This window comes from Stenotrophomonas sp. Steno-Z1 (genome assembly GCF_056393175.1).
Genome location: NZ_JBWJPB010000003.1, coordinates 217,008 through 241,703 on the forward strand (window position 1 = coordinate 217,008; position 24,696 = coordinate 241,703).

The 24,696-nt window shown below is 62.6% G+C and carries 18 protein-coding genes; 6 read left to right on the forward strand and 12 right to left on the reverse strand.

Annotated features, from left to right (window positions below; all coding sequences use genetic code 11):
• Window positions 1–68: 68 nt before the first annotated feature.
• Genes AC06FD_RS11690 through AC06FD_RS11700 form a run of 3 tightly spaced genes read right to left on the reverse strand, consistent with a single transcriptional unit; the run spans window position 69 to window position 4,920 of the window.
• Window positions 69–3,146 (reverse strand): efflux RND transporter permease subunit, encoded by a 3,078-nt coding sequence (locus AC06FD_RS11690; RefSeq protein ID WP_478077884.1) that lies wholly within the window; start codon window positions 3,144–3,146, stop codon window positions 69–71.
• Window positions 3,143–4,243, reverse strand: a complete 1,101-nt coding sequence (locus tag AC06FD_RS11695; RefSeq protein WP_478077885.1) for an efflux RND transporter periplasmic adaptor subunit — start codon at window positions 4,241–4,243, stop codon at window positions 3,143–3,145. Before AC06FD_RS11695 ends, AC06FD_RS11690 begins: the two co-directional genes overlap by 4 nt.
• A 44-nt stretch (window positions 4,244–4,287) precedes the next feature.
• Entirely contained in the window at window positions 4,288–4,920 is a 633-nt protein-coding gene (locus AC06FD_RS11700; RefSeq protein WP_478077886.1) for a TetR/AcrR family transcriptional regulator C-terminal domain-containing protein, read from the reverse strand.
• 150 nt (window positions 4,921–5,070) lie between these two features.
• On the opposite strand from AC06FD_RS11700, the gene AC06FD_RS11705 reads away from it, so the two are divergent.
• A complete protein-coding gene (locus tag AC06FD_RS11705) occupies window positions 5,071–5,535 on the forward strand; it encodes a hypothetical protein (protein WP_478077887.1) in 465 nt (154 codons plus the stop codon).
• 11 nt (window positions 5,536–5,546) lie between these two features.
• A complete protein-coding gene (locus AC06FD_RS11710; RefSeq protein WP_449335155.1) occupies window positions 5,547–5,978 on the forward strand; it encodes a 4-fold beta flower protein in 432 nt (143 codons plus the stop codon).
• 195 nt (window positions 5,979–6,173) lie between these two features.
• Here the strand turns inward: AC06FD_RS11710 and AC06FD_RS11715 are convergent, their stop codons facing one another.
• The gene (locus AC06FD_RS11715; protein ID WP_478077888.1) at window positions 6,174–6,551 is read right to left on the reverse strand and encodes a hypothetical protein; all 378 of its coding nucleotides are present in this window, start codon (window positions 6,549–6,551) and stop codon (window positions 6,174–6,176) included.
• A 1,376-nt stretch (window positions 6,552–7,927) separates the two neighbouring features.
• On the opposite strand from AC06FD_RS11715, the gene AC06FD_RS11720 reads away from it, so the two are divergent.
• The 3 genes from AC06FD_RS11720 to AC06FD_RS11730 all read left to right on the forward strand — a co-directional run bounded on the left by AC06FD_RS11720 (window position 7,928) and on the right by AC06FD_RS11730 (window position 11,985).
• A complete protein-coding gene (locus tag AC06FD_RS11720) occupies window positions 7,928–8,554 on the forward strand; it encodes a hypothetical protein (protein ID WP_478077889.1) in 627 nt (208 codons plus the stop codon).
• Window positions 8,555–8,874: 320 nt separating this feature from the next.
• Complete coding sequence (locus tag AC06FD_RS11725) at window positions 8,875–9,756, forward strand: hypothetical protein (RefSeq protein ID WP_478077890.1); 882 nt, start codon at window positions 8,875–8,877, stop codon at window positions 9,754–9,756.
• Window positions 9,757–9,801: 45 nt separating this feature from the next.
• Window positions 9,802–11,985 carry a peptidoglycan-binding domain-containing protein gene (locus tag AC06FD_RS11730; protein WP_478077891.1) on the forward strand — a complete coding sequence of 728 codons (2,184 nt, stop codon included), beginning with the start codon at window positions 9,802–9,804 and terminating at the stop codon, window positions 11,983–11,985.
• Window positions 11,986–12,122: 137 nt separating this feature from the next.
• On the opposite strand, the gene AC06FD_RS11735 is transcribed toward AC06FD_RS11730, so the two are convergent.
• The 3 genes from AC06FD_RS11735 to AC06FD_RS11745 form a co-directional block, all read right to left on the reverse strand.
• Window positions 12,123–12,479 carry a hypothetical protein gene (locus tag AC06FD_RS11735; protein WP_478077892.1) on the reverse strand — a complete coding sequence of 119 codons (357 nt, stop codon included), beginning with the start codon at window positions 12,477–12,479 and terminating at the stop codon, window positions 12,123–12,125.
• Window positions 12,480–12,564: 85 nt separating this feature from the next.
• Window positions 12,565–13,833, reverse strand: a complete 1,269-nt coding sequence (locus AC06FD_RS11740) for a TraB/GumN family protein (protein ID WP_259206862.1) — start codon at window positions 13,831–13,833, stop codon at window positions 12,565–12,567.
• Between the two features lie 1,408 nt (window positions 13,834–15,241).
• The gene (locus AC06FD_RS11745) at window positions 15,242–16,393 is read right to left on the reverse strand and encodes a hypothetical protein (RefSeq protein ID WP_478077893.1); all 1,152 of its coding nucleotides are present in this window, start codon (window positions 16,391–16,393) and stop codon (window positions 15,242–15,244) included.
• Between the two features lie 1,244 nt (window positions 16,394–17,637).
• On the opposite strand from AC06FD_RS11745, the gene AC06FD_RS11750 reads away from it, so the two are divergent.
• Window positions 17,638–18,297 carry an NYN domain-containing protein gene (locus tag AC06FD_RS11750; RefSeq protein ID WP_478077894.1) on the forward strand — a complete coding sequence of 220 codons (660 nt, stop codon included), beginning with the start codon at window positions 17,638–17,640 and terminating at the stop codon, window positions 18,295–18,297.
• A gap of 132 nt (window positions 18,298–18,429) precedes the next feature.
• Here the strand turns inward: AC06FD_RS11750 and AC06FD_RS11755 are convergent, their stop codons facing one another.
• The 5 genes from AC06FD_RS11755 to AC06FD_RS11775 form a co-directional block, all read right to left on the reverse strand.
• A complete protein-coding gene (locus AC06FD_RS11755; protein WP_478077895.1) occupies window positions 18,430–18,666 on the reverse strand; it encodes a hypothetical protein in 237 nt (78 codons plus the stop codon).
• Between the two features lie 374 nt (window positions 18,667–19,040).
• A complete protein-coding gene (locus AC06FD_RS11760; protein ID WP_478077896.1) occupies window positions 19,041–19,838 on the reverse strand; it encodes a hypothetical protein in 798 nt (265 codons plus the stop codon).
• Between the two features lie 283 nt (window positions 19,839–20,121).
• Window positions 20,122–20,403 carry a hypothetical protein gene (locus AC06FD_RS11765; RefSeq protein WP_478077897.1) on the reverse strand — a complete coding sequence of 94 codons (282 nt, stop codon included), beginning with the start codon at window positions 20,401–20,403 and terminating at the stop codon, window positions 20,122–20,124.
• Window positions 20,404–20,744: 341 nt separating this feature from the next.
• Window positions 20,745–21,494 (reverse strand): hypothetical protein, encoded by a 750-nt coding sequence (locus tag AC06FD_RS11770; protein ID WP_478077898.1) that lies wholly within the window; start codon window positions 21,492–21,494, stop codon window positions 20,745–20,747.
• Between the two features lie 353 nt (window positions 21,495–21,847).
• A complete protein-coding gene (locus AC06FD_RS11775; RefSeq protein ID WP_478077899.1) occupies window positions 21,848–23,878 on the reverse strand; it encodes a hypothetical protein in 2,031 nt (676 codons plus the stop codon).
• Between the last annotated feature and the right edge of the window lie 818 nt (window positions 23,879–24,696).

Here is a 24,696-nt window from a genome sequence, read left to right on the forward strand (position 1 = left end):
CAGGCGCCCTGTGCCTGCCACGGGATTTCATGCCTGGCCCAGGGCTGCCTTGTGGCTGGCGTGCGCGCTTACTCCGCGCCGCCAGCCACCGGGTGCGACGGGCGCCGGTGGAACTTGCGCGACAGCCAGTTGCCCAGGTCATCCATCACGGTGAACGCCGCCGGGATCACGATCAGGCTCAGCAGCGTGGAGGTGATCAGGCCACCGATCACCGCGATCGCCATCGGCGCGCGGAAGCTGGAATCGCCGGCGAAGCCCAGCGCGATCGGCATCATGCCCGCGCCCATCGCCAGGGTGGTCATGATGATCGGCTGGGCGCGCTTGCGGCACGCATCGATTAGCGCGTCGTGCTGGCTCATGCCGTGCTCGTCCTCGGCCATCACCGCGTAATCCACCAACAGAATGGAGTTCTTGGTGGCGATGCCGATCAGCATCAACAGGCCGATCAGCGCCGGCAGCGAGAGCATGTTCTGGGTGATCAGCAGCGCACCGAACGCACCGCCGGCACACAACGGCACCGCCGCGAGGATGGTCACCGGCATCAGCGCGTGGTTGAACAGCAGCAACAGCACCATGTAGATGCAGATCAGGCCGGCGGCCATCGCCAACAGGAAGCCGATGAACAGCTCGACGAACACTTCGGCATCCCCGGTGTTGAGGAAGGTCACCCCGGGTGGCAGCTGTTTGACGCTGGGCAATGCCTGCACTTCGGTCATCACATCGCCGAGCGGGCGGCCGTTGAGCTCGGCGGTGAGCGTGACGTTGCGCTGGCGCTGGTAGCGCGAGATCTGCGAGGGCCCGCTGCCCTGCTGGATATCGGCCACCGCGGCCAGCGGCACCGGACCGTTGCGGCCGGGCACGCGCAACTGGCCGATCAGTGCCGGGTTGGCCAGCGTAGCCTCGGCGAAGCCAACCCGGATCGGCACCTGGCGATCGGGCAGGTTGAGCTTGGCCAGGCGCTGCTCGTAGTCGCCGGCGGTGGCGATGCGCGCCGCCTCGGCGATGTCCGCGGTGGCCACGCCCATGTCGGCCGCGCGTGCGGCGTTGGGCACGATCTGCACTTCCGGGCGCAGCAGCGAGGCGGTCGACGTCACGCTGCCCAGGCCCTGGATGCCGCGCAGGTCGCGCTCCAGCGCCGTGGAGGCGTCCTGCAGGCGTTGCGGATCGTCGCCGGACAGCACCAGCTGCAGCAGGTTGCCGGGCTCGGAGCTGACATAGCTCACGCGCACGCCGGGCAAGTTGGCCAGCTTCTGCCGGGCCTCGCGCTCCAGCGCGCGCTGGTCGCGTTCACGCGTGTTGGCGGTGCCCCAGTCCAGTACCAGCGTGGCTTTGCGTGCCTCGCCCACACCGGTGGCACTGGGGTCGCCCAGGTCCAGCACGCTGCCCACGGCGGTGTACACCTGCTTCAGTTCGGGCATGTCCTTGAGCAGCGCGCGCGCCTGCTCGGCCACGCCCACCGTCTCCTGCAGCCGGGTGCCTGGCGGCAGTTCCAGGCTGAGGTTGCTGCGGCCCAGGTCGGATTGCGGGATGAAGGTGGCCGGGATGAACGGCACCAGCGCCAGCGAGGCCACGAACAACCCGGTGGCCAGCCACAGCGTGCGCCCGCGGTGGCGCAGCGCGGCGTCCACCCAGCCCAGGTACCAGACCATCAGCCTCGAATCGGGCTTCTCCTCGCCATGCGGCTTGAGCAGGTAGGCGGCCATCATCGGCGTGAGCAGGCGTGCCACCAGCAGCGAGAACAGCACCGCGGTGGCCGCGGTCCAGCCGAACTCGCGGAAGAACTTGCCGGCGATGCCGGGCATGAAGGCGACCGGCACGAACACCGCCGCCAGGGTCAGCGAGGTGGCGATCACCGCGTTGCCGATCTCGCCGGCCGCCTCGCGCGCGGCCTCCAGCGGCGGCTTGCCCATGCGCAGGTGGCGCACGATGTTCTCGATCTCCACGATCGCATCGTCGACCAGGATGCCGACCACCACCGACAGCGCCAGCAGGGTGATCATGTTCAGCGTGAAGCCGAAGAAGTACATCACCGCGAAGGTGGGGATGATCGACAACGGCAAGGCCAGCGCCGCCACCCAGGTCGCGCGCCAGTCGCGCAGGAACAGCCACACCACCAGCAAGGCCAGCAGCGCGCCCTCGTACAGCATCGTCATCGACGAGTCGTAGGAGCGGTGGGTTTCGTCGATGGCGGTAGTGACCAGGCGGAACTCGATACCCGGATGTTCGGCCTTGATCGTGTCCAGCGCGGCGTGCACGCCGGCTTCCACCTTGACCTCGCTGGAACCACGCGTGCGCGACATCGAGAACGCCACCACGTCGCCGCCGTCCAGCAACGCCGCTTCGGTCGGGTCGGCGGCGGCATCGGTGACCGTGGCCAGGGTGGACAACCGCACCGCGCGCCCGTCCGGCAGGGCGATGGAGTAGTCGCGCAACGATTGGGCATCGCCCACCGTGCCCAGCGTGCGGATGGTCTGCTGCGCGCCCTCGATCTCGGCCTTGCCACCGGCACGCTCGACCTGGATCCGCGCCAGCTGCTGGGACACGTCCCCGGCGGTGATGCCCATGGCGATCAGCGCGTTGGGGTCCAGGTCCACGCGGACCTGGCGTTGCACGCCCCCCACCCGGGTGACCCGGGCCACGCCGGGCACGCCGTACATGGCGCGCGCGATGTCGCGGTCGACGAACCAGCTGGCTTCGTCGGGCGTCATGTGCGGGGCGACCAGCGCGTAGGTCATCAGCGAGCCGCCGATATCCACCTTGGAGATCACCGGCTCCTGGATGTCCTGCGGCAGGTCGGTGCGGATGCGGGTGACCGCATCGCGGGTGTCGTCCAGCGCGGTGGCCAGGTCGGCCTCCAGCTGGAACTCGATGGTGGTGGTGCTCACGCCCTCGCTGACCGAGGAGATCACGCGCTTGACGTTGTTGACCGTGGCCACCGAGTCCTCGACCTTGCGGGTGACCTCGGCTTCGAGCTGGCTCGGCGACGCGCCGGGCTGGGTCACCGTGACCGTGGTCATCGGGAAGGCAATGTCCGGGAAGCGCGCCACCGGCAGCTGATGGAAGCCCCACAGACCGGCCACGCACAGCACGAAGAAGATCAGCAGCGCAGGCAGCGGGCGTTTGATCGCCCAGGCGGAGATGTTCATCGCGCGGCAGCCCTGGTCGCGGCCACCACGCGCACGCGGTCGCCCTCACCGAGGAAGCCGGCGCCGTCCACCACCACCTTGTCGCCGGCCTTGAGTCCTTCCAGGATCGCGGTCTGGCCGTTGACGGCCTGGCCGGTACGCACGCGGTGGCGGGCGGCCTGCTGCTTGTCGTTGACGCTGAACACATAACTGTGGCCATCGCGCTGCACGATCGCCGCCGTGGGGATGGTCAGCGCCTGGCCGTCGCCGGTGACGATGCGGCCTTCCACGTACATGCCCGGCTTGAGCGGGTCGGGCGTGGGCAGGTCGGCGTAGATCGTGCCGGTCCGGGTCTGCGCATCCACCCCGGGGGTGACCGCACGGATACGTCCGCTGACCACCTGGCCGGCGTAGGGCAGTTCGACGGTGTTGCCCACGGCCACGTCGGCCAACTGGTTCTCCGGCAACTCCGCGCGCCATTCCAGGCGGCCGTCGCGGATCAGGCGCAGCAGCTCGGTGCCGGCCGACACCACCTGGCCCGGCTGCACCAGCCGCTTGGAGATCAGGCCATCGGCCGGCGCGCGCAGGTCGGCAAAATCGCGGCGCAGCTTCGCCGCGTCACGTGCCGCACGGGCGGTGGAGGTCTGCGCTTCCGCATTGATGCGCGCTGCGCGCAGTTCGTCCAGGCTGCTGGCGCTGATCAGTCGCTGGGCCTCCAGCTTGGCGCTGCGTTCGTAGTTCATCCGCGCCAGCTCCTGCGAGGCCTGCGCCTGGCGCAGCGACGCGTCGGCCTGGGCCAGCTCGCTGTCCAGGGTGCGGTGGTCCAACTGCAGCAGCACCTGGCCCTGCTTCACCCACTGGCCCACGTCCACCGGCAACGCGGTCACGCGCTGGCCGGTGATCTCCACGCCGAGCTGCATTTCCTCATAGGCGGTGACCGGCCCGGACACCAGCACCGTGCGCGCCATCGGCTGCAACTGCGCGGTGGCCAGCGAGACCGGCAACGCCGCGCTTGCGCTGGCGGCCTCGGCCGAGGCCGCCTCGTCTTTGCCGCCACAGGCCGACAACAGCGCGGCGATCAGGATCAGGGAAGAACAGCGGAGGAGTCGGTCACGCATCGGTGGGGCTTCCGTGTCGGAGCAGCGGTAACGGGAGGGGAACATCAGGGGGTGGCGGCCAGACGCCGTTCGATGCCATCGAGCATCAGGCCCAGCCCCTGCTCGAAGCGCGTGTCGAAGTCGACCTCGCTCCAGACATCACGGGCCTGCCAGCAGTTCGGGAAACGCTCCTCGGCCAGGGCCATGAACGTTTCACCGAGCGCCTCCATGCTGCCGTCGCCCGGCCACGATTGTTCTTCGATCACAAAGCCCATCGTGTAGTACACCAAGTCCATCGAGGCGGTCGCGGCGAAGCGGATCGGGGCGCCGGCGCCGGCCAGCGCGGCCATGCTCGCCTCGCCTACCCGCAACACGTTCTCGGTGGCCAGGAACGTACCGGCGTAGACGCGCGCACCGTCACGCCGGGCCTTGAACGCCAGCCGGAATTCACGGGCGATCTGCAGCAGCGTCTGCCGCCACGGCTGGCCGGCCGGGATCGCACGGGCGACGTCGCAGATCATCGCGTCGGCCATGGCGTCGATCAGCGCCTGCTTGCTCTTGAAATGCCAGTACAGCGAGGGCGCACGGATGCCCAGCGAACAGGCCACCTTGCGCAGGGTCACCCCTTCCAGCCCCGCCTCATCCAGGATCCGGAAGGCCGCCTCGACGATGTTTTCCCGCCCGATCGGCTGACGCACCTGCTGGCCCTTGCCTAACGATGTTAGGGGCGCGAATCTAACAGCGTTAGGCAGGTGCGCGCAAGGAGGCGACCGCGGCCAGCGCTGGCGACCGGGTGGACGGGGCAATACCATGCCGGTCAGGGCCTGGCGCCCAAGGGAGAGAGCAGGATGCGCTGGAAGAACGGGACGATCGCGCTGGCAGTGTGGTTCGCCAGCGTGGGCGCAGGTGCGCACGCCGGACCCATGGACGGCGAGGGCGACGCGATTCCCTACGCGTCCCCGGAGGCCGCGCTCGTCGCGCTGCGCGCGTCCCCCCATGTCAGCGAGCGACTGGAGAACGACTGGTTCGCGCTCCAGGATCACCAGGGGCACGTGCTGTGGTCGATCACCGCACCGGGCAACGCAATGCACCCCTCGATGGTCAAGCGCACCCTGGTCCAGCGCGATGGCGGGGTCGAGATGGGGATGTCGATCAAGTGCGGCGCATCCAGACAGGCCTGCGACACGCTGGTGCAGACATTCCAGGCCAGCAACGATCGCCTTCGCCAACGTCTGCGCGACACGACCACCGCGGCGCCGCCGTCCGCGACGGCTCAGCCCACGCCGACCGGTGCAGCCGACCCGCAACGCTAGCCGAGGCCGCCATGTTTCCGAGAAAACCCCTTGCCTGGGTGTGCGCCACCCTGCTGCTGATGCCTTCCATCGGCCACGCCCTGCAGCTGTCGCTCTACGACATCCGTGGGTACGCCGTTGCCTACCTGGACACCGACCAGCAGATGACCGTCTACCTGTGGGATGGGCAGCCGGTGGCCTACGTGGATGGACAGTCCCTCTATGGCTTCAACGGCAGGCACCTGGGGTGGCTCAAGAACCGCGTGGTCGTGGACCATGACGGTTACGCGGTTGGATTCACTGAAAGCGTGATCAGGCGGCGCACGCGCGTGGAGCGCATCAAGGGCCTTCAACAGCTCACCCCGCTGAAGGCACTGCCGCAGCTGGAACCGATGGAACCACTGCAGGCCGGCGGTTGGTCGGATGTCCCGCTGGATGTGTTCCTGTCGATGGGACGGAACTAGGCCGCATCGCGTGGCGGAGGGTGTGCCAGGCATCCACGTCCACGTGGATCAACACGCCTCGCCAGGGTCACGTGCCGCGCTCCGCGCGGGAGCATGTGGCGGCTGAGCGCCTGGCGCGCCTTCCACCGCCGCGAGCATGGCGTACCCATTCGGAACAGGCCCCCACGGTGGCAACCAGCATCGTCGACCTCTCACTTACCGGTTTGCCCCCTTATTGCGCACCGCGTCCCCGGCGAAGTCGTCAGGACTGACCACCACGGAGCCATCACCTTCCAACCAGACGTCCTTGTAAACATCGGGAGGTGGAATAGTGTTGATGTCCGCCCCCAGGGGGAGAAGTTGCCAGCCAACCACATCACCACAGACCGTCCTGCCAATGAGCCTGCGACTATCCAATCCGCGCGCGCGCAGCCCATCCACCACTACCGCGGGAGGATGGCGATCAAACCCCTTGTAGAAGCGGCATTGCGCTCCATTCCTGCCCAACGGATAGCTCACGCCGACAGAATCTTCGCTGCACCCCGGCAGCAGGGCCAGGAGCACACTGCTCACCAGAACACGCGACAGTCCCATTGATGACGCTCCTCTGCTTGCGTTGGTATTCCCGCGCCCAAGGGCGAGGTTGCATGCGCCGTGTGGAAGACCTTGCCTCACCCATGCGTTGCAGCCATCCAAACGGCGAGGACGGGCGAACTCAGGAGAGACCTGCGACATCGATAGAGGCGCCGTGAAGCAACCGGACTACGCGTCAGGCACACCTGCCAGTGGCTCATTGGATCCGCCATCTACGTGAAAAGGCAGCATCGCCTCACAGCCAAACTCCCTCTCCATCGCCTACCTTACCAAGCCGACGATTGCATACCATGAGGTATTGGAACGGGCGTCGATCCCTCTACGGTCGAACTGACGCAATACATGCAGCGTCTCGACACGCGACACTTTCGTCCGCTCCTCATCAAGAATGGATCGTCTGTGTTTCTTCATCAGACAACCTTAAACGCTTGACCGTTGTTATCCCGAACGCCTCGAGCCCCGGCATCAGTTCGCCGAGGTCGAAATTACCGTAGTCATGCTTTCGCCGAAACAGAGGCAGCACCAACCTTCTGTTTCTCCCAGGATTAACCTTCTCATTGTCCAGCCTCGCCCGTGCGCGCTGCGGCCTCATGTCAAATCACCTCGCAGGATTTTTGACTACCAGAGAACCAAAGAGAAGCGCTTGGGTAGGCAGTGAATCCGACCTGGTACCTGGAATGCGGTAACAACCCCATTGACTCCCATCACAACCTTTACGTTATTCACCGGATCATAGTAAACCGCGGTGCCAGCCCACGGTCTGCACCTTGCAGGTGACCTGGCCGAAGCGATCATGGCAGTGCAATGTGCTGCCGCCTGCAGGCAGGACCGTCCCCAAGCGCCCCCCTGCCGAAACACTCGTCTGCCGCGCTGGCAGCCGGCGCGGTGTCGTGAGCCCCACCAGAAATCACCGCCTCAAATTTCCACGCTAATAATCACAAAGTGAACTTTCGTCATTCCAACTTCCCCCACTGTCCAGGCAACCGCCTATCTTCAACTGCCCTCTTGGCCAGAGCGCCCCCTGCGATCACGTTTAGGCCATAGGAATATCGTCAAGCCCTCCCGACAGCGGGCGGTCTTATAGGCCCCCACCGGGGGCGTCCTCAGGTGAAGCCACGTCAAAGCGCATTCAAAGCGCCTCCGCTAGACTCCGGCTTTCCATCCATGAAGGTGCGTTCATGCCAAGCCGCATTCGTCTTTCCCTTCTGTCCGTGGCCACTGCGCTGGTCCTTGCCGGCTGCGGCGCAGGCACTGAGTCGGCACCGGCCGCCGCCACGCCGACAGCGCCTGCACCTGCCGCGGCACCTGCCCCCACCGCTGCCACGGAGCAGCCCGCAACGCAGGCCGCTACCGCACCCGCTCCCAGCGCGGAAAGCGTGTTGACCGCGATCAGCGATATCGACGGCGGTGGCGCATTGAGTTACAACGTGGAAAACGGAAGCAAGATCCATTATTGGCATGGCCTGGAATTCCAGGCCGATGGCAAGCGCTACTACACCGGCTTTGCCTGGTTCACCCCCACTCGGTACGGCGCCGACCGCCAGAGTGGCCGCATCGATCCCGCCGCCAAGGTGACCCTCGCCCATGCCACCTACGTGGCCGATGGCAACAACGCCTGGACGCTGCAGGGCAGCGAGCCGTACATCGGCGAGTTCGGCCAGGCCGAGCAGGGCAACGCGATCGACACGGCACGCAAGCCGCAGACCTTCACCACTGCATCCGGGCGCGTGTTGCTGGCACTGCCCACCCGTGCGGGCACCAGCGATGCCGCCAGCCCCGCGTTCGAGATGCTGGTGTTCAACCCGCACGAACTGCAGGGCACCAAGGAGCGCAAGTGGACCTACCTCGGCACCGTCCCGGCCGCCGCAGCAGCGCCGTTGGAGCTGGTGCCGGTCGACGGCTCGGACCTGCCGGCCCTGCGCGTGAAGACGGCGGGGGGTGACAACGCGACCGAGTACCGTTACGATCCCGGCCATAACACCTACCGGCCGATCTCCCGGTAGCGGACCCAAGGATGTGGTCCGGATCGGCCAATACGTGGCAGCGCTTGCGCTGCCGCGTGGCACGCATGGAGATCGCGATGCATACGGACACTACCCGGGTCGGTCCGCGGAAGACATTTCTTCACTCCGCACTCACCCTTTTCGATCGTCTGGCCGTCCCCGGCCAGCACCGCCCAGCGAACGTCAATCATGACGGCGCCGTTTTGTCGTTTCCGTTGTCCTGCGCGCCCATCGTGCGCGGACCGGCCGTGGCAGGCAGGCACGACGCGGGGCGCTTCTTTTCCTCATCGGCCGCGGCCGATTTTCCCTGAGACGACACCATGCATACCGCCCTTGAACAGCCGGCTGTGATTTCCGTTGCGCGTTCCACCCGCGCCCTTCCCGCGCGCCACGCCCTGTGGCTGGGCGTTTGCCTGGTGGCCGGCCTGACCGCCTGCAAGGCGCAGGCGCCCGCAGGCGAACCGTCGACCGCGCCCGCGGCGGCGGCCACCGCACCGGCTACTGCCGCCGCGGCCACGCCCACCGCCGCCGCACCGGTCGCGCTCAGCGCCGAGCAGCTGCAGGCCGTGGTCGATGGGATGCTGCGCAAGGCGTACGGCGAAAAGGCCTTCAACGCCGCCACCGGCTGCTGGTCGCACAGCTTCGAAGGCGCCAACGACACGCTGGACTACTGCATGAAGCCGGACACGCCCAAGGTCGTGGCCGCCGCCTCCGGTACCCAGGTGTACTTCCAGACCTACAGCGATCCCAACGCGGACACCTACTCGCTGGTGGATCCGGGGCTGCGCGGCGCGTTCGCCGCCACCGTCACCGCCGATGGCAAGTGGACGCCGCTGGCCGCCACCGCGGCCATCGACCAGGGCCAGGCCGGCGACTGCGGCTGCCGCGACGCGCAGCTGGTGCAGGTCGGCCCGGATCGGCATGGCTGGCTGGGCACCGCCGGCGGTACCTGGCAGGGCGTGACCGTCACCCAGTACGCGTTGCTGGTACCGGTCGCCGGTGTGTTCCGCGATGTCTCGCGCATCGCGCAGAGCAGCGAAGACTCGCCGAGCGAAGTCGTGCAGATCCAGATCGACCCGACCGGCACGCCGGTCGATGGTTTCTATCCCATCAAGGCGACCCGCCAGGGGGATGGTGCAGCGGCGGCGACGTCGGTGATTGCCTTCGACCCCAAGCAGCAGGTCTACCCCGGGGCGCCGTAACGCCTCATTTCGATGTTCAGCTGAATCACTAAAAGGAAACTTACTATGTCAAATCGGGACGAACGCTGGGCAGCGCACCGGCAGGAACTGGAAGCGGCGGCCAAGACGGCCGGGATCGACGTGGACGTGATGGTGAAGATCGCCGGCTTCGAGTCGGGCTTCAATCCGAATGCGCGGCCGATCTCCACCTCCAAGCCGGAGCTCAACACGGTCACGCAGTACGACGGCACCAAGGCCATTTCCTCGGCGCATGGCTATGGCCAGTTCCTCAATGGCACCTGGCACGACATGGTGCAGAAGTACGGCGAGAAGTACGGCGTGGCCAATGCCGCCGACATGACCAAGGAGCAGACCAACTCGCCCAAGCTGCGCGAGAACACCAAGCTGCAGGCGGGCATGCTGGCCGAGTTCACCCGCGAGAACATCGAGCGCGCCTCGCAGTACGGCGGCAAGGACGTGGACGCCAATGTCTACGCCATGCACAACCTGGGCTCGACCGATGCGGTCAGCTTCCTGTCCAAGCTGCGCGACAACCCCAATGCGCGCGTGGACAGCGTGCTGAGCAGCAAAGTGATCTCCGGCAACCCGGCGCTGTACGGCGATGGCAGCATCTCGCTGCAGAGCGCCTACGCCAAGATGGGCGACCACATGGATCGCTACCAGGGGTATGCCGACGAGGCCACGCGCGGCCTGCCGAGCGGCACGCTCAGCCACACCGCCGCTGCGCCCTCGCGCGCCGCGCGTGATCCGATGGCCGACGGCATGCTCTCGCCGAACGAACGCGGTGCACCGGTCGAGCAGCTGCAGCAGCAGCTCAACGCGCTCGGCTACACCGACCGCAACGGCAAGGCGCTGGGCACCGACGGGTCCTACGGCGACAACACCCGCCACGCAGTGGAGAACTTCCAGCGTGACCACGGTCTGACCGTGGACGGCGTGGCCGGTCGTGACACCCTGCAGGCGCTGCGTTCGCAGGCGCCCGGCCATGCGCAGGCCGCTCCGGCGCAGGCACCGGCGGCAGCCGCCGTGGCTGCAGGCGCTGCTGCCGTGGCGGGCACCGCCGCTGTTGCGGCCACCGCTGCACCGGCCAAGGCTGCGGCCGAGCCCGTCGCGCCCGCGCAGCCGGCCGCACCGGCCACCGGTGGTGAAGGCATCGAGCTCAACCGTGCCTACGAACTGACCAAGCAGTTCGACCACGTCAAGTACGGTTTCGGCGACAAGAAGCCCGAGTCCGGTGCAGTGGACTGCTCCGGCTGGGTGGTGCGCCTGGCCAACCAGAGCATGGCCGAGATCAACGAAAAGGCCGGTCGCGATGTGTTCACCAAGGCCGACCAGTTCAGCCCGGGCTTCGACCATGCGGCCGGGATCATCCAGAAAGCCTCCGAGCGTTCGGGCACCCTGATGTCCGGCAAGGAGATCACCGCCAACTCGCTGCGCGAGGGCATGATCATCGGCGAGGACAACGGCGCCAAGGGCTGGGACCGGGGCCGCTTCAACGGTATCGACCACATCACCATGGTGGTGCGTGATCCCACCGACGGCCAGCTCAAGGTGAGCCAGTCGCGCAGTGGCGAAGGCGTGGAGATGATCCCGCTGCAGGGCTACCTGGACCGCAAGCACGCGCGCGGCGTAGAGCTGTTCGCCACCGATCCGCTGGCCAATGGCCGCGACCTGATCAAGGACGGCGGCGCCCGCGCCACTGCGGGCGAACGCGCGCCTGCGGCGAACGCTGCACCGGGCAAGGCCGAGTCGACCGCGCAGTCGCACCCGACCCTGCGCGAAGACAGCCGCGGCAGCAGCGTGCATGCCCTGCAGGAATCGCTCAATAAGCTCGGCTACACCGACCGCAACGGCAAGCCGCTGGACGTGGACAGCAAGTTCGGCGCGCACACCGAAGAAGCGGTCAAGGCGTTCCAGCGCGACAAGGGCCTGAGCGCCGATGGCGTGGTGGGTCCCAAGACCCATGCCGCGCTGGACCAGGCACGTGAGCAGACCAAGGCGCCGCAGGCCGAGAAGGAAGGCAACAGCGTGCTCTCTTCGCTGTTCAATGCCGCGCGCGAAGGCAACGCCGACGGCATGCGCAACGCGCTGGCCGGGCTGGCCGAGACCCCGGCGGGTCGCGCCTTCACTGAAATGCGCGACAACCTGCAGCAGCAGTTGAACGCACGCCAGGCCGAACCGGCGGCGCAGGCGCCGGCTGCTCAGAGCCAGCCGCCCGCCGAGCGCTGAGGCCACAGCAACACGCGTAGGGGCGCCATCGCCGAGGACCAGGATGTCCTCGGCGGTGGCTTTTTTCATTCAGGGGCGTGCGCGCCGCATCGATCGCGCTGCTGCTGGCAGGGCGCTCACCTGTGCACCACTCTGCGTCATGACGCCGCGTTCGGTGCCATGCCCGCGCACTGGCGCACCTGCGCTTCTTCCTCGCTGCCCTGGAAGCTGTCCGGGTAACGAATCTTGCTGCCGCCATTGCCGTCATTGAAGATGTACCAGCCCATGTCACCACCCCCCGGGGTCTGCGGTCGGAAGATCTGGTACAGCCAAGGCGCAGTGCGGCGCATGCGGTAGTCGCCGCCCAGGGCATCCAACGCACACGCCGACACCCGGTCGGCGTGCACGCCGCTGTCGAACCCCACGCGCGTGATCGGCGGCGGCGGGGGCGTGCGGGGGCTCGTGGCGCAGCCGGCCACCATCAGGATGGCCAGGGCCGCAATCCGTACTCGCATGCTCGCGTCCTTTTGAGATGCCGTGTTGGCGGATGAAGTTTACCCACGTCCAATCGCGGTCGCCGAGGCTGACCGCGGAGATCCGCTAGGGGGCGGCGTCCGCCCCAAGCTTGGTGGACGGCGACAGTGTCGGCGCCACGATGGCGAAGTCGTAGCCGCGGATGAGCTCGCGCCATTCGGGGGTGAGGGCGTCCATATCCTTGCTGCGCAAACGGCGCAGATCCACCAGGATCCAGTCGCCCGGCGCCGTGTCCGCGGGACGTGCCGACATCACATCCTTGCGCCAGTCGCTGCCCTTGCCCGTGGTCGCGTCGAAGTCGTACACCTTCATCGGGCGACTGACCCCGTTGTACCCGGCCTCCACGCCTTTCGCGCCGACCACGATCATGTTCACGGCCTGCACGCCCTCGCCGTCGGCATGTTCAGCGACAAAGTTACCCACGTCGCGCTGGCCGAGGGGGTTGTAGCCCTTGTAGAGGTGATAGGCACCGAACTTCATCAGCACGCGCGCCTGCGGCGCCTCGGCGAGATGGGCCGCCAGCGTTCGCTTCATCAGCCGCGCCCGGCGTCCGTTCGGATCGCCACGGCCAGATTGCGAGGCCTGGTAGATGGCGCGTGTTTCGCGCAAGGCCGCAAACAGCGCTTTTGCCCGCTCGCCACCGTCCTTGTCGATGGCCGTCCCCGCGGCGTCCAGCGTCGCATCGGTGGCCGTCAACAGGAACAGGTCCATGGGCGAACCGGAGGCGAGCGCGGCCTGCACGGCCGTTCTTTCCTGTCTGGCCAACGCCTCGATCTGGGCGCGGGCGAGCGGCCCTGGATTGGCGGCCAGCATCTGTTCGAACAGATAGCCACTGACGCCCAGGAACTCCTGATCCAGTCCCCACAACCTGAAGTCAGGCCCGGCGACGGCGGCGCAATCGGCCGCCGTCTGGCCTTCGGCGCGGCTGTTGAGAAACGCCATGACGTCCGGATGAGTGGTGAGGAAGTCCGCAATCTGCTGTTCCCGGTCCGGCGCTCTCAGCCGTGCATTGACCGCCACCGCGGCCTCCGGCCCGGTCTCCACGGCCATGGCGGTCAGGCCGCCGGGCGCCATCAAGCGACAGACGTTGGTGGTGAAGGCCGGGATCTCCCGCGAGAAATGGCTCTCGCCGATGAGCACGTACCGGCTGGCGTTGACCGCGTCCGCGAGGATCGCAGCGCCCGGACCCGAGAAGCCCTCCGGCCGGACGGTCAGCGACGACCGCGCTTGCGCCAGGCGATCCGCGAAGGCGAGCGGCGCAGCGTTTTCTGCATGGGCGGACACCGCGCACATGGTGGTGAGCGACAGTGCCGCCGCAATCGACTTCAGACTCATATCGCTTATCCCCGTTGGATGAATCGGCTTTGCGGATATCGCTGGAAAACGCGGGTAGATCGCGGTCACGGTCGCCTTCGCTGCCGCGCCCCCATTCAATGGGGCAAGGACGCGAGGAGGACGGACGGCGGGCCAGTGTAGAGCAGGCGCTCGCGGCTTTTCCACAGGCGTTGATGCATTCCCGGCGAGGTCGAACGACGCTGGACGGTCCCGCGTCTGGGCATGGGCTTACGCGCTTCTGTCCCTCATCCGGCAGGGCGAATCATGCAGCCGCGGTCCAGTGCATGGACGGGCGTGATACAGGTACGGGCCTGGATCGGCGCTCCTGCGCCAATGATGTTGCGCTCGCCTTTCCAGCGTGATGCCTGCTTCCGACCAGGAACGGACAGTGGCGATGCCTTGAGCGGCGCCAGCTTGTATTGCCCACTGCATGCGCGGGATCAGGACGGTACCGCGTCGAGGTGTAGGGCAGGACTTCCCTCATGAGCGCTTCAAGAAAACACGTGTTTTCCAGTTTCAAAAATACGCTGCTTGTTCTTCTCACTCCCTCGTCGAAATCCTTTCGAACCTCGCTCAAAAACGAGTGGAGGAATCAGGCTCCGACCGCAATCGGCACCGTCGTTCGACATGCGTCGGCAACCCTGGAACGAGGGCACGGACTAAACAGCCAGCGCCGGCTGGAGGCAGGTCAGTCCTCGAATGCTTCCTGTTGACCGTCAGCTTCAGACTGGCGCAGGAAGCGTGAGATGACGCGACTGACATGTACGGTTTGCGGGGGCCCAACGCCGACGCAAGACCACGTCGAAACCCGGCGTCGCGCTCAAGATCCGTGTTCGGAAGTCGCCTCGTCGGTGCAGGAGTCGGTACGCGCATGGCCGCGGCTACATAGCCACGTCCCCATAGTTTCGACACCAATTCGCGCCAAAGTTGCAGCCCTGTCGACTGAAAAGCGCTGCAACTATGAGAGAAATGTTCCCATAGCTTGCTTCGACGAGGCGCATCTCATTGAATCATAAAGGGATTGGCCCATAGTCAGTCCATTCGTAACAGATGCACAAACTATGGGGACAAGCGAACTAGCTTGAGAGGGCGTGCTGCAGAGACCTCCAATTCCATTGGCGTCATAGAAATTCGGATCCTGGGCTTGCCACAAGCCCCTTTACTCGCTTGCGCAGTTCTTAGGGCGAGCCGACTAATGCTGCCTGGAACGCTCAAAGCGCCCCAAGCATCCGCCTCCTGCGGTTGGGTCGGCAAGAGGATCGGAGCGCTGCAGGCGTCGACCGAGAGGAGAACTGGGGGAGTTGGCAGGCAAACGACCACCAATGATCTCAACGCCTCCTGCGTCAATGCGCCCTGAGGAGCGGCGTAACGGGCGGTTGGGGCCACGCCTACCCTATCCCTTAGAAATTCAGCTCAATGTAGTTGAGTCAATGATTTCGCGAAGGATGAACTTAACCTCGTGTCTTGATGCAGAGAGCTGGCGAGTAACTTTCTCAACTACGATTGCATAAGATCCGCCTTGGCCAACCGTCACGGCATCGCGAGCGCTAATGACTCGAGCATCCACTGATCCTTCCAGAACCGCGTCGCGCACCTCATCATAGAACTCGAACTCCGCATCCGATTCACTGAAGGCTAAGAAGAACCCGGAAGCGGCCTCCATCACCGACGTCCTAGTCTCCTCAAACCTACCCGCCTGCAATACGCGATTTGCTATCGACGGACTCAGGTAAGCGCCACCAGATTGGCTCTCATTCAGCAGCTCGATACCTGACTTCTGCACGAGCTTCAGGAGCTCAATCAAACGAGCATTGGCGCGTGGCCCTACGGCGTGGAGCAGATTCGACACATCCTGTACTTCAGGGGTATCGGACGCGTTGAGCATGAAGGAGAATAGCTCAGACACGTTTTCATGCAGCGATTGGTCGCCAGCTTGCATGTCAATCCGTAAAGAGCCAGGCACCGCCCTTGAAAAATGCAGGGTTGCGCGCTCCTCCAACGTACTGCTCCAGCGTCCTCGATTGGTGACTGAGTCACCTTCGATAGATTGAGCCAGAGTGGTCCATAGCCGCTGGAATGTGCTCAGAACGCCGGACATCACCCTAAAGCTGAGAGGCTCGTGACTACTTGCTCTACCCAAGGTAAGCCTAGACGAAGCTACTGGAGGGTACATTTCGGACAGCAACGCTCTCGCGCCTCTGGGCAATTTGCTCCCAGGATCCGGGAGGATGTCTGCAGAGAGCTGGTCTAGCGTTAGCTCCCAAGCACCTTTCACCGCAAAGCTGTCATCCAGGTCTAGGACTGAGATCCCGTCCTTCACCATCGCCGAGTAAGTTGAGCAGTGGCCTCCGGCCAGCGCCAGCAACTCTACCGTCGATACGGGCGAAAACAGCCATCTGACTGCGGCATCGTCTTCGTCGGCCGCCACTCCCAGGGACTCTTGCCCATTAATTTTCGACAGGAGAATTTGAGGGCCTTCGTACTCTGCAAGTACGGAGACAACCTCGAATCGAATGCTCGGGGCTAGAGAACCTTGTCCGAGTGCCCATTTGTGCTTCATGGGTGAGCCCCAAATAGCTGATGTGCGGTAGGAAGGATTCCCGCAAAGAGCCACAGAGAATGATGTCCCGCAGCTCCCGTCTGCTTAATCAGCCCATGGGTGTGATCTAGCGTCGCAACTGCGATTAGGTGAGCTTTCAACCGCGGAACAGACGCTCGAAGGTCCTCCAAGTAATCAGGAGTGCGCGAACACGACAACGCTGCTCGCAGGCATGAGTCCTTTCGAGGGAAAGTGCCTTGCTCCATCGCGCACTTCATGTCTTCGGCCGTGGCGGGAATCGCTTCGACGAGTCGAAAGACCTCACCGTCTGGCGGTATGGCATCTGAAGGCGGACACTGATGTGGCAGGTGGCTAGGCCATGGGCTGGTGGGCAGTCCTTCCATAGACATACGTTCCTTTGGAGTTCGATCTCGCGCGGAGCTTGAGCCTGAACTGCTGGAATTGCAACTTCTGGGGATGGCCCCTAGGTGTCGGGCTTGAGTTCATCAGCCAGGGCCAATTGCAGCATCGGGAGACGCCGGGACATCTCTGTGCATACATCCCAAGGCTTGTGGGCCCCAGCCAATTGAACGCCTGGTCATGGGCAGCGTCGCGTCGCGCGCTAAGGCGCGCTCCAACGCTCTGGGCCGCGCTTTCACTGCCCATAAGCCGAAGCAGCAAATGACCTCCCGGTGATCGCATAGCCGCTCCGGTTGTTGAGGCTTACGCACCGGCTGACAGCACCACTTCATTTGGTCATCGCTGGCTGCGACGAGGAAAGAGCCACACCTATCGCACCATGAGTGGCGTCACGTACGATCTGTCTCGTTGGCGCGCGAGATTTTGAGAGCTACGGGCATTGAATCGTAGGCCGACATCTGTAAGTGCTTGCCATAGATAGATATTTCCCAATTCACTTCCTAACGGATGCTGAATGAAAGATGAATAGCATTGGATGGTGTCTCAGGCACTTAGACCACAATATGTAGGCGGTCACCCACCGCAACCACAAGATGTTGACTAATTCTGTGGACAAGGCTGTGGATATCCTGTTCGTGGCGCTCTGGCGTGCAGACTTGCGGAGCCTGATTTGGATAGGAATAATTCGCCCACGGAAGAGCCTAAGGCTCCATCCAAAGAAAACACGGCCGTTTGCAGGTGACATATAAGAGGGGCTCGACCTCCACCTGCAACCGGCTTTTTTTTGCCCAAAGGAAGGGGATGCGGTGGGTAAGAGGTACGCGCTGCTCTTGGATGCTGGATTCGTGAAGCGCAAGATCAAGCGAGATCTTGGCGATGTGACTCCCTCAAACATTGAGCGCTTGGTAGCCTCGATTCGTAAGCATGAGGCGGTGTCAGGCTTTGAGCTTCACCGCATCTACTACTACGATGCCGCTCCCTTAGGAAGGTCAGTTGACCATCCACTCACGGGTGAGTCCATCGAGTACGGCAGCACCGACGTGTTCAACGAGAATGCAGCACTTCTGAAAGAAGTGGCGAAGCTTCCGCATTTCGCTCTCCGCAAAGGAGAGTGCACCCACGATGGCTGGAGCGCTCAGTTCAAGAAGTTGAAGCGCTCCTCAGCAAGGTTCGACGCTGACACCAACACGCTCCAGGTTCGCCCAGTAGACCTGAAACCGGTGATCCGCCAGAAGGGCGTGGACATGCGAATTGGCATGGATATCGCTGCCTTGACCTTGAAGAAGCACGTCGACGTGATTGCCATGGTCACGGCGGACAGCGACTTTGTACCTGCTATGAAATTTGCCAGACGAGAGGGTGCTCAACTCCACCTCTTCACCCTCGCGCACGGGGTGAAAGAAGAGATGTCAGAGAACTGCGACCTTCTGATCTCTGCGAGTGCAAGATCACTGGTAGATCTGCTGCCAGCCGATCCGTTGGCGATTCCTCAGCCAACTTGCTGATCCCGCATATCCAGGCAAAACCGTAACTGCATCTAGCGAGTCATCGTGAGCAGGAGCCTGTGACTAGCGGGAAAACTAGTTCGATCTGCAAAACTAAGACTGCTCGGTGTTTTGACACCTACGGCACTGCCCCTAGGTCATGCACAACTGCCTGTGCATGCTTGAGGCCCGCCGCCAAGAGCCGGCCACCTTCTTACCGACCCAGACGTTGAGCCAAGACTCCTGCAGCCGGCCCGCGTCCAGAAAATCCGCCGGGTCGAAGCTGTCTGCCCTCCCCTCGAACGGCTCGCCAAGCAATGCCACCCCGCCCACCAAAGGCTGGACCTTGGCCGGGAGCGCGATGTCGCCTTTGGCATAGGCCGTCGCCATAACCCGGGCGTCATTGGGAGACCATTGCCGGCGCCCATGCCTGTGTTGAAGCAGAACTTGCCGACCATCTGGGCTACTTCAAGGCGCCTGGATACGGTTCCGCGCCACGGTCGCTGCTCATCCTGCCGCCGAAGCAATCTCAGTTCTGTGGGCGCAGAAGCTGCCCCAGATCTCGGATCGTCATGCCTCGACCGGGCCCGCCGACCTCAATGCGGCTCTGCAACGTGGCCTAAGGGCGGTTGGTGCCCAGATCAGAAAAGCCGCAGGGATCGTGCCCTCCGTCCCTGTGACCTAGTTCGAGGGAATGATGTCCAGGGGAACCCGCCCAACTGATGAGCGGCCATGGAGTGTCCGAATCCGGCCAAAAGCCGTCCTCAAACAGCGTCGTATCGAACAGGGAAGCGCATCTCATGCTCAGGGAATAGATCGCATAGAAAGAACTTCCGGCGAAAGGCGTCGAAGAATTCCCGATTGCGTTCCGCCAAGGCCTGGGCAAATATTTCTGGCTGGAGAGGTGGACCGACGTAGTCGGTGGGGGGATTGGCCGCCATTTTTATGCCGCGCTCCAGACGAGCCTCTGGCGTTTCATATGTTGCCTGATAGTGATCCCACACATGCTGAAACAGCCATTGCGCTGCGCGATAGACGAAGGTATCAGGCGTGGCACGAAGCATCGCTTCTACTGCCTCCCGCGCTGATCGAGTACGTATGAGCGTCCCATAGAGCTCAAGATACGCACGCATCAATTCCTCCGGCGTGACCGCGCGCGTCGGCCCGATGAGACCGTGAACAGGTGCGCGATCGACCAATCCGAGCGTCGATGTGAGTGCACTTCCATCGCACGCAGCAACAACCACGAGCAAGTTCATTGCCGTCGCAATGTTTAGAGTAGTCAGCGGTCCCTTCAGATCGATCCAAGCGACGAATGAGCCGTCCGAGAATGCTAGGCCGTCATCGTTCCCATGGCACTCGATGTGGAGCACAGGAATGTCTCCAGTAGCCAATGCCGCCGCCGCCAGCTCGGGGAGCAACGTCAAGAATTCGGCTTGGCTTTCAACGCGCCGATAGCGGACTTCCGGTGCGGGAGCGAATACTTGGGCACGAAGCCCCACGTCCTGATATAGCTCGCGAGCTGTGTTGCGCTCTCCAGCGGGTATAGAGTCGACAATCAAGATACTGGTTGAAGCGCACTTTGTGCCCTTTGGCGCTAAAGGCGTCTGCTTAGGGCTGGAAGCACCCGGCGCAATGCGGCCCAGAGCACCCCTTATTTGAAAGCAGCAGGGATGGCCGTCGGAATTGAAGCTTGGCGCGTTTTCAGGTAACCGGGCATTCCTTCATCAGAGTATCGTTGCTGAGCGGAGCGTGAGCGAGAACCAGTCGCCGCAGCACCCCTATCACCAGCCCAGCACGCTCTTTAGGACCACATTGCGCACCCAAGAATAAGGTCGATTTAATTTACCATCGATCCTTCCTATGCCAGTACTCAACCTGTCCTTGGGCATAGGTCAGGGCTTGCTTTAGCGCCTGAATTCGGTACTCCGTAACGCCATCCTCAACAATCTCTTCGCAGGCTCTTTCAAGTGCCCAATACACCGGAGCCGCTCGGTTAATGTAGTGCAGCCACTCGTTCAACTCACGCTGTGTTGGGACGGTGGCGGCGTGCACGTGTTCTGCCAGACCGACCGATAGATCTCGCAGCGCAATCGTCATATCCCAAGGCTCATTGATCGTAGACATCAGCATGGCTCCTGTCTCTCGGGCATACGCATAATTGGACGTGTGGATTGATGTGGGCTTGTCCTATTACCACCGGCGGGGGCTCGGCGTGACCGCTTCAAGATGCCCTTTGGAGGACACAGGATACGCCTGGACTTCATTTCTTGCGGCACCTGCGGATCAGCTGATTAAGGAGACCTGTAGTTATTGTGGCCTCCGAATTGGCGCCGCGGGTCCAAGTAACTCGCTTTGTAACAACGTTGGATTCGATGTGGATGGATGTCATCTTTCGGCAAGAAACGGATATTGGGGGCAATGCAGATGCGGCAGTTCCTTCTAGCACCTAGCTCGTTGGCTGCCACCTACTTCAACGCCTCTCTCCATGCTAGGCAACGGGTACGACGCTCAAAGTCTGTTCCTGGATACTGGGTGATCGCAATGATGTTCTCCGCCGGAACAGGTTCTGTCGAATAATCCTCATAGTTCCCGATCTCAGGATGCTCAAGCAATCTCGCGGTCTGAAGATCCACTTGGCAAACCAAATCCACAAGCCTTTGGACTGCGCGCAAACCGGATATTGGCACCCAAGCATCGATAACCGTGGGCCGTCCCAGGTTCTGCAACACGGGCGCAATTTTCCCGTCATTCGCATGCGCCCAGTACATGGCTTCTCCGCCCCAGTTTCGCAGAAGAGGACTAATCGCCGACTCGTCTGGCAAGTCACTCGAGAATCCGAACCAGAGTTGTCCCTTACGATTCCGTTGACCCGCAACGTTGCCGGCTCGCAATCGAGTTGCCACCTCATTTGTCAACTCATCCGCTGCATGCGCAGCGTCGATTCGTTTTAATAGAAGGTCTTCAGACAGCACTTGAAGCCCTTCGTTAAGGATTTTGTGAACCTCAGTGTCAAGCAATCGCGTGCAGTGCCACCCACGCAGAGCGTAGCGTCGTAGCTCAGGGGTCAAAAACTCGTGTAGCCGGTCGTAGGTGCCGGCCCTTCCGGGACGTTCATTGAACCAAGGCTCAGACCACTGGCGCGAAACGATCAACTTCGAGCGCAAGTGTTCGGACCAAGTTTCGGGCCTGCCAGGATCAAACGAAAGGATTTGCATAGTTCATTGACCATTGCACGAGCCAAAAATGGCGATCTGCGCTGCAGCTTCAACGGCTTGGATTGATTAGGCCGCCAGGCGGGCTTTCTAGGTCGATAGCGCCCTACGGCCAGAAGCGGGCGCCGCCTGTAAAACAAGCGGTACTTTTTGATCCGGCATGGGTGAGGGTGTACTCCCTTCAGATGTGCAGGCCGTGAGCGAATCCAGCTCACCCAAGGGGGCCCCGGCCAGGATCCGCCGGATCTGTACTGACCATTCCCAAAGGCTCGGTGGGGACCGCTGCAGCCCGCTGCGGATCTTGGTCGAATGCGAATCTCGGAGGGCATAGGTTTCGCCTGGGACAGCCGGTGGAGTCATTGGCCATCAACTTCGCGAGTAGCTCCGTGCACGCCCCGTTCGGCAGCGCTCGACAGGAGATCCGCGTCAATCTGAAGGTGGAGGCGGGTAGCGACGTCATGTGGCGCCAACGGCAGCAACATGTCAGTCGAGCGCGGCCTGACTGCTTCTTTGAGATGACGGACCTGTGGTGGTTCTTTCAGGTATGGACCGAGTTTGGCGGAAGCATCTGCCGATGAGCTATAGAATCTTTCCGACATGCTCGACTCAATTGCCCCAGTTGGTGAAATATCAGCCATCCACATCATGGATCCTTCAAAGAACATCTCCAAGATGCGCAGGTCCACAACGGGTACGCCATCGATGGTCTCCCCGGCCCCGATAGCGTGGTTCAACACGACCACAGGCAAAATGTCGGCGCTGGCCGGAATAATAACGCCCAGCTCTTTTGCTCTTCGCCTCAGCTCGTCCGGCGCTGAGCGGGCAGCATCAGCTTTCCGGGCTACCTGCGCTACCGCGTCCAGTACCTTTTCTCGATGATTGCGCCGATCCACCGGTGAGACCGGCTGCAGAAAACACTTGGCCTCCCCAATAAGAAGTGTGTTGCCAACCACAATAAGCAGATCGACTTCCTCTTTTCGACCATGAGGCGGCGAGAATTCGAAAGAAGAGCTGCAGATGGCGGACACCTCCGCGAGCACGGATGCCTCGATCTTCGCGTTGATGGATGACCTAGCAAATTCTTCGAACGCAGTTCCCCGCACATCCAGTGGGAAGCCGATGTTCCTAAGCCAAACGTCCATAAGCCACCGGAAGTTCGGATGGATCAGAGTGTGGTAGCAGATGGCAACACTGTTGCTATCGATTTTGACCAACGGCGCAGCCCAGAGGCCTCCTGATTGTGAGTCGGACGAATTACCCTTGGGGCGCCGATAGGTCAGGAACTCAATGAGTTCATCTGCTTCATCGCCCGATATCGCAAGGCCCTCCTGTAACGCAAGGACAAGGTCAACTCTGGACACAGGCGGAGCCATGGCGGCCCAATCGGCACAGAACACACTTTCGCTCCTTTCCTTCTGCAGCTGCTGCTTCGCAGGTCGAGCAATGGACTCTGCCAGTGTTCCCAATAGAAGATAGGCCTCCAGAATGCGATCTACGTTCAACTTCAAACCTTGCGGTGCCTGCTCCACAACGATCTTCTGATAGTACTTAGGCACCATCGATCGTACGGCTGTGAAGTGCGCGGCTGTTTCTGATCCTCCCGGAGAAAAATCCAGCTGGACGCGACCGTCAGGGCCAACGCTGCCCTCCAGCTGGCGAGTGCTCGGTAGAGCGATGTTCCCTGAAGCGATCAGGTCTTTGAGCGAGAGATAGTTGAAGTTGTGAGCTTGAGTGGTCGTCATGAAGTGGCGGTGATCAGCAACAACTTTCGACGCCTCCCTCTCCACATCGGTCGGGCCAAAGGCGTATGTGGGTTGCGATCTCAGCTGTCGAGTGTCATTCCAGATGACGTCTAACCAGAGGTCTTCGACACAAACGTAGGCGTTGGCTATCTTGAAGTCGCGCGCAACGTAATTCCACGGCAGATCTGCTATTGGCTGAAGTGACTCGGCGTTCAATGTGGGGCACATCCGGAGCAGTGCTTCAGTCACGTCGACCGCGACTTCGCAGACCTCATCCGCTGTGTAGGATCCGCCTGGCAGCTCCATCTTCTGAGTGGCAATCTGATCGGTCGACAGGCCTGTGCCAGCAGTCAACTCAATCGCACTTTCTAGAGCGATCACATGCGCGAGAAGACACTCGCGATTGCAAAGCGCGACAAAAGCGTGTGTCCTGAGCCCGGGGGAAAGGTCCTTTCGGGTAATGAATGCAAGCTTCTCTCGGAGCGCCCCAAGAGATTGATGAATAGTCAAACCAATGGTGACGACTTCGAGGTCATCAAGAGTACAGTCATCTTGGGTACCTCTACTCAACCATACCTTGAGATCGAACTGCCTGGTGGTCGGCCCTGCCAATAGCTTGTTTCGTATATCCTGCACAATAGCCATCTCAGCCGTAACTCCATTTCCGGTGAATCATGGTACCGCGCAGAGTGCGAGAATTTCGGGGCAGCCACCACGCCGAGTACGTTGCGATAGCAGTCCATTCCTCCGATGGTTACGGCGCTTCACTCCAAGAGCCCCCACTGGGGGTGGACAGAAGCCGACTTGCGCTTGCGCTGTTCTAAGCTCTGGCATCTATTGATCGGCTGGCGAGGACAGCAAGACGCTGCGCGTAGACAAGCAGTTTCGGTTCAAACTCGGCTAAGGGAGTTCTATAGCACGAGAATGGACCCCAGGGCCCTAAGTTTCATGGCTGCGCCTTTCTTCGGCGCTTTCGTCGCTGCCTTCGGAGGCGCTCTGCCTCGTATCTGCGGTTTTGACGGTGAGCAACCCAAACAGAAAAAGCCGTCAAGGCGACACAATAGAAGATAACGATGCCCGCAAATAGGCTCATTTGCTGAAAGATAGTCCAAGACTCGAAAGGGCCCATCGCGGCATCCTGATCAAGAGGTAAAGCTCAAGCGAAAGAGGACTATAATTCAGCCAGCTCTAACATCAGCGGCTCTAGCTGAGCTCTTGATCGAGCAGAAATGTGCTCTTTCGTTGATCCGGTTGCGGCGCAACCGGCGGGCTTCTGCGGGCTCTATAGATGCAGTATGCGGTCAGCATTGCTGAAATGGGCAAATGAGCGTCATAGATCGCGCTTGAAACAGTTGAGCGCGTCTTTTTTCAGGTAGCTCCAGTGAATCGACCATCGGATCAGAGATGGAGTACGCTCGGTGCGTGGCCATCGGGCTTCGCCACTCACCCCTGCCAAGCAGGGT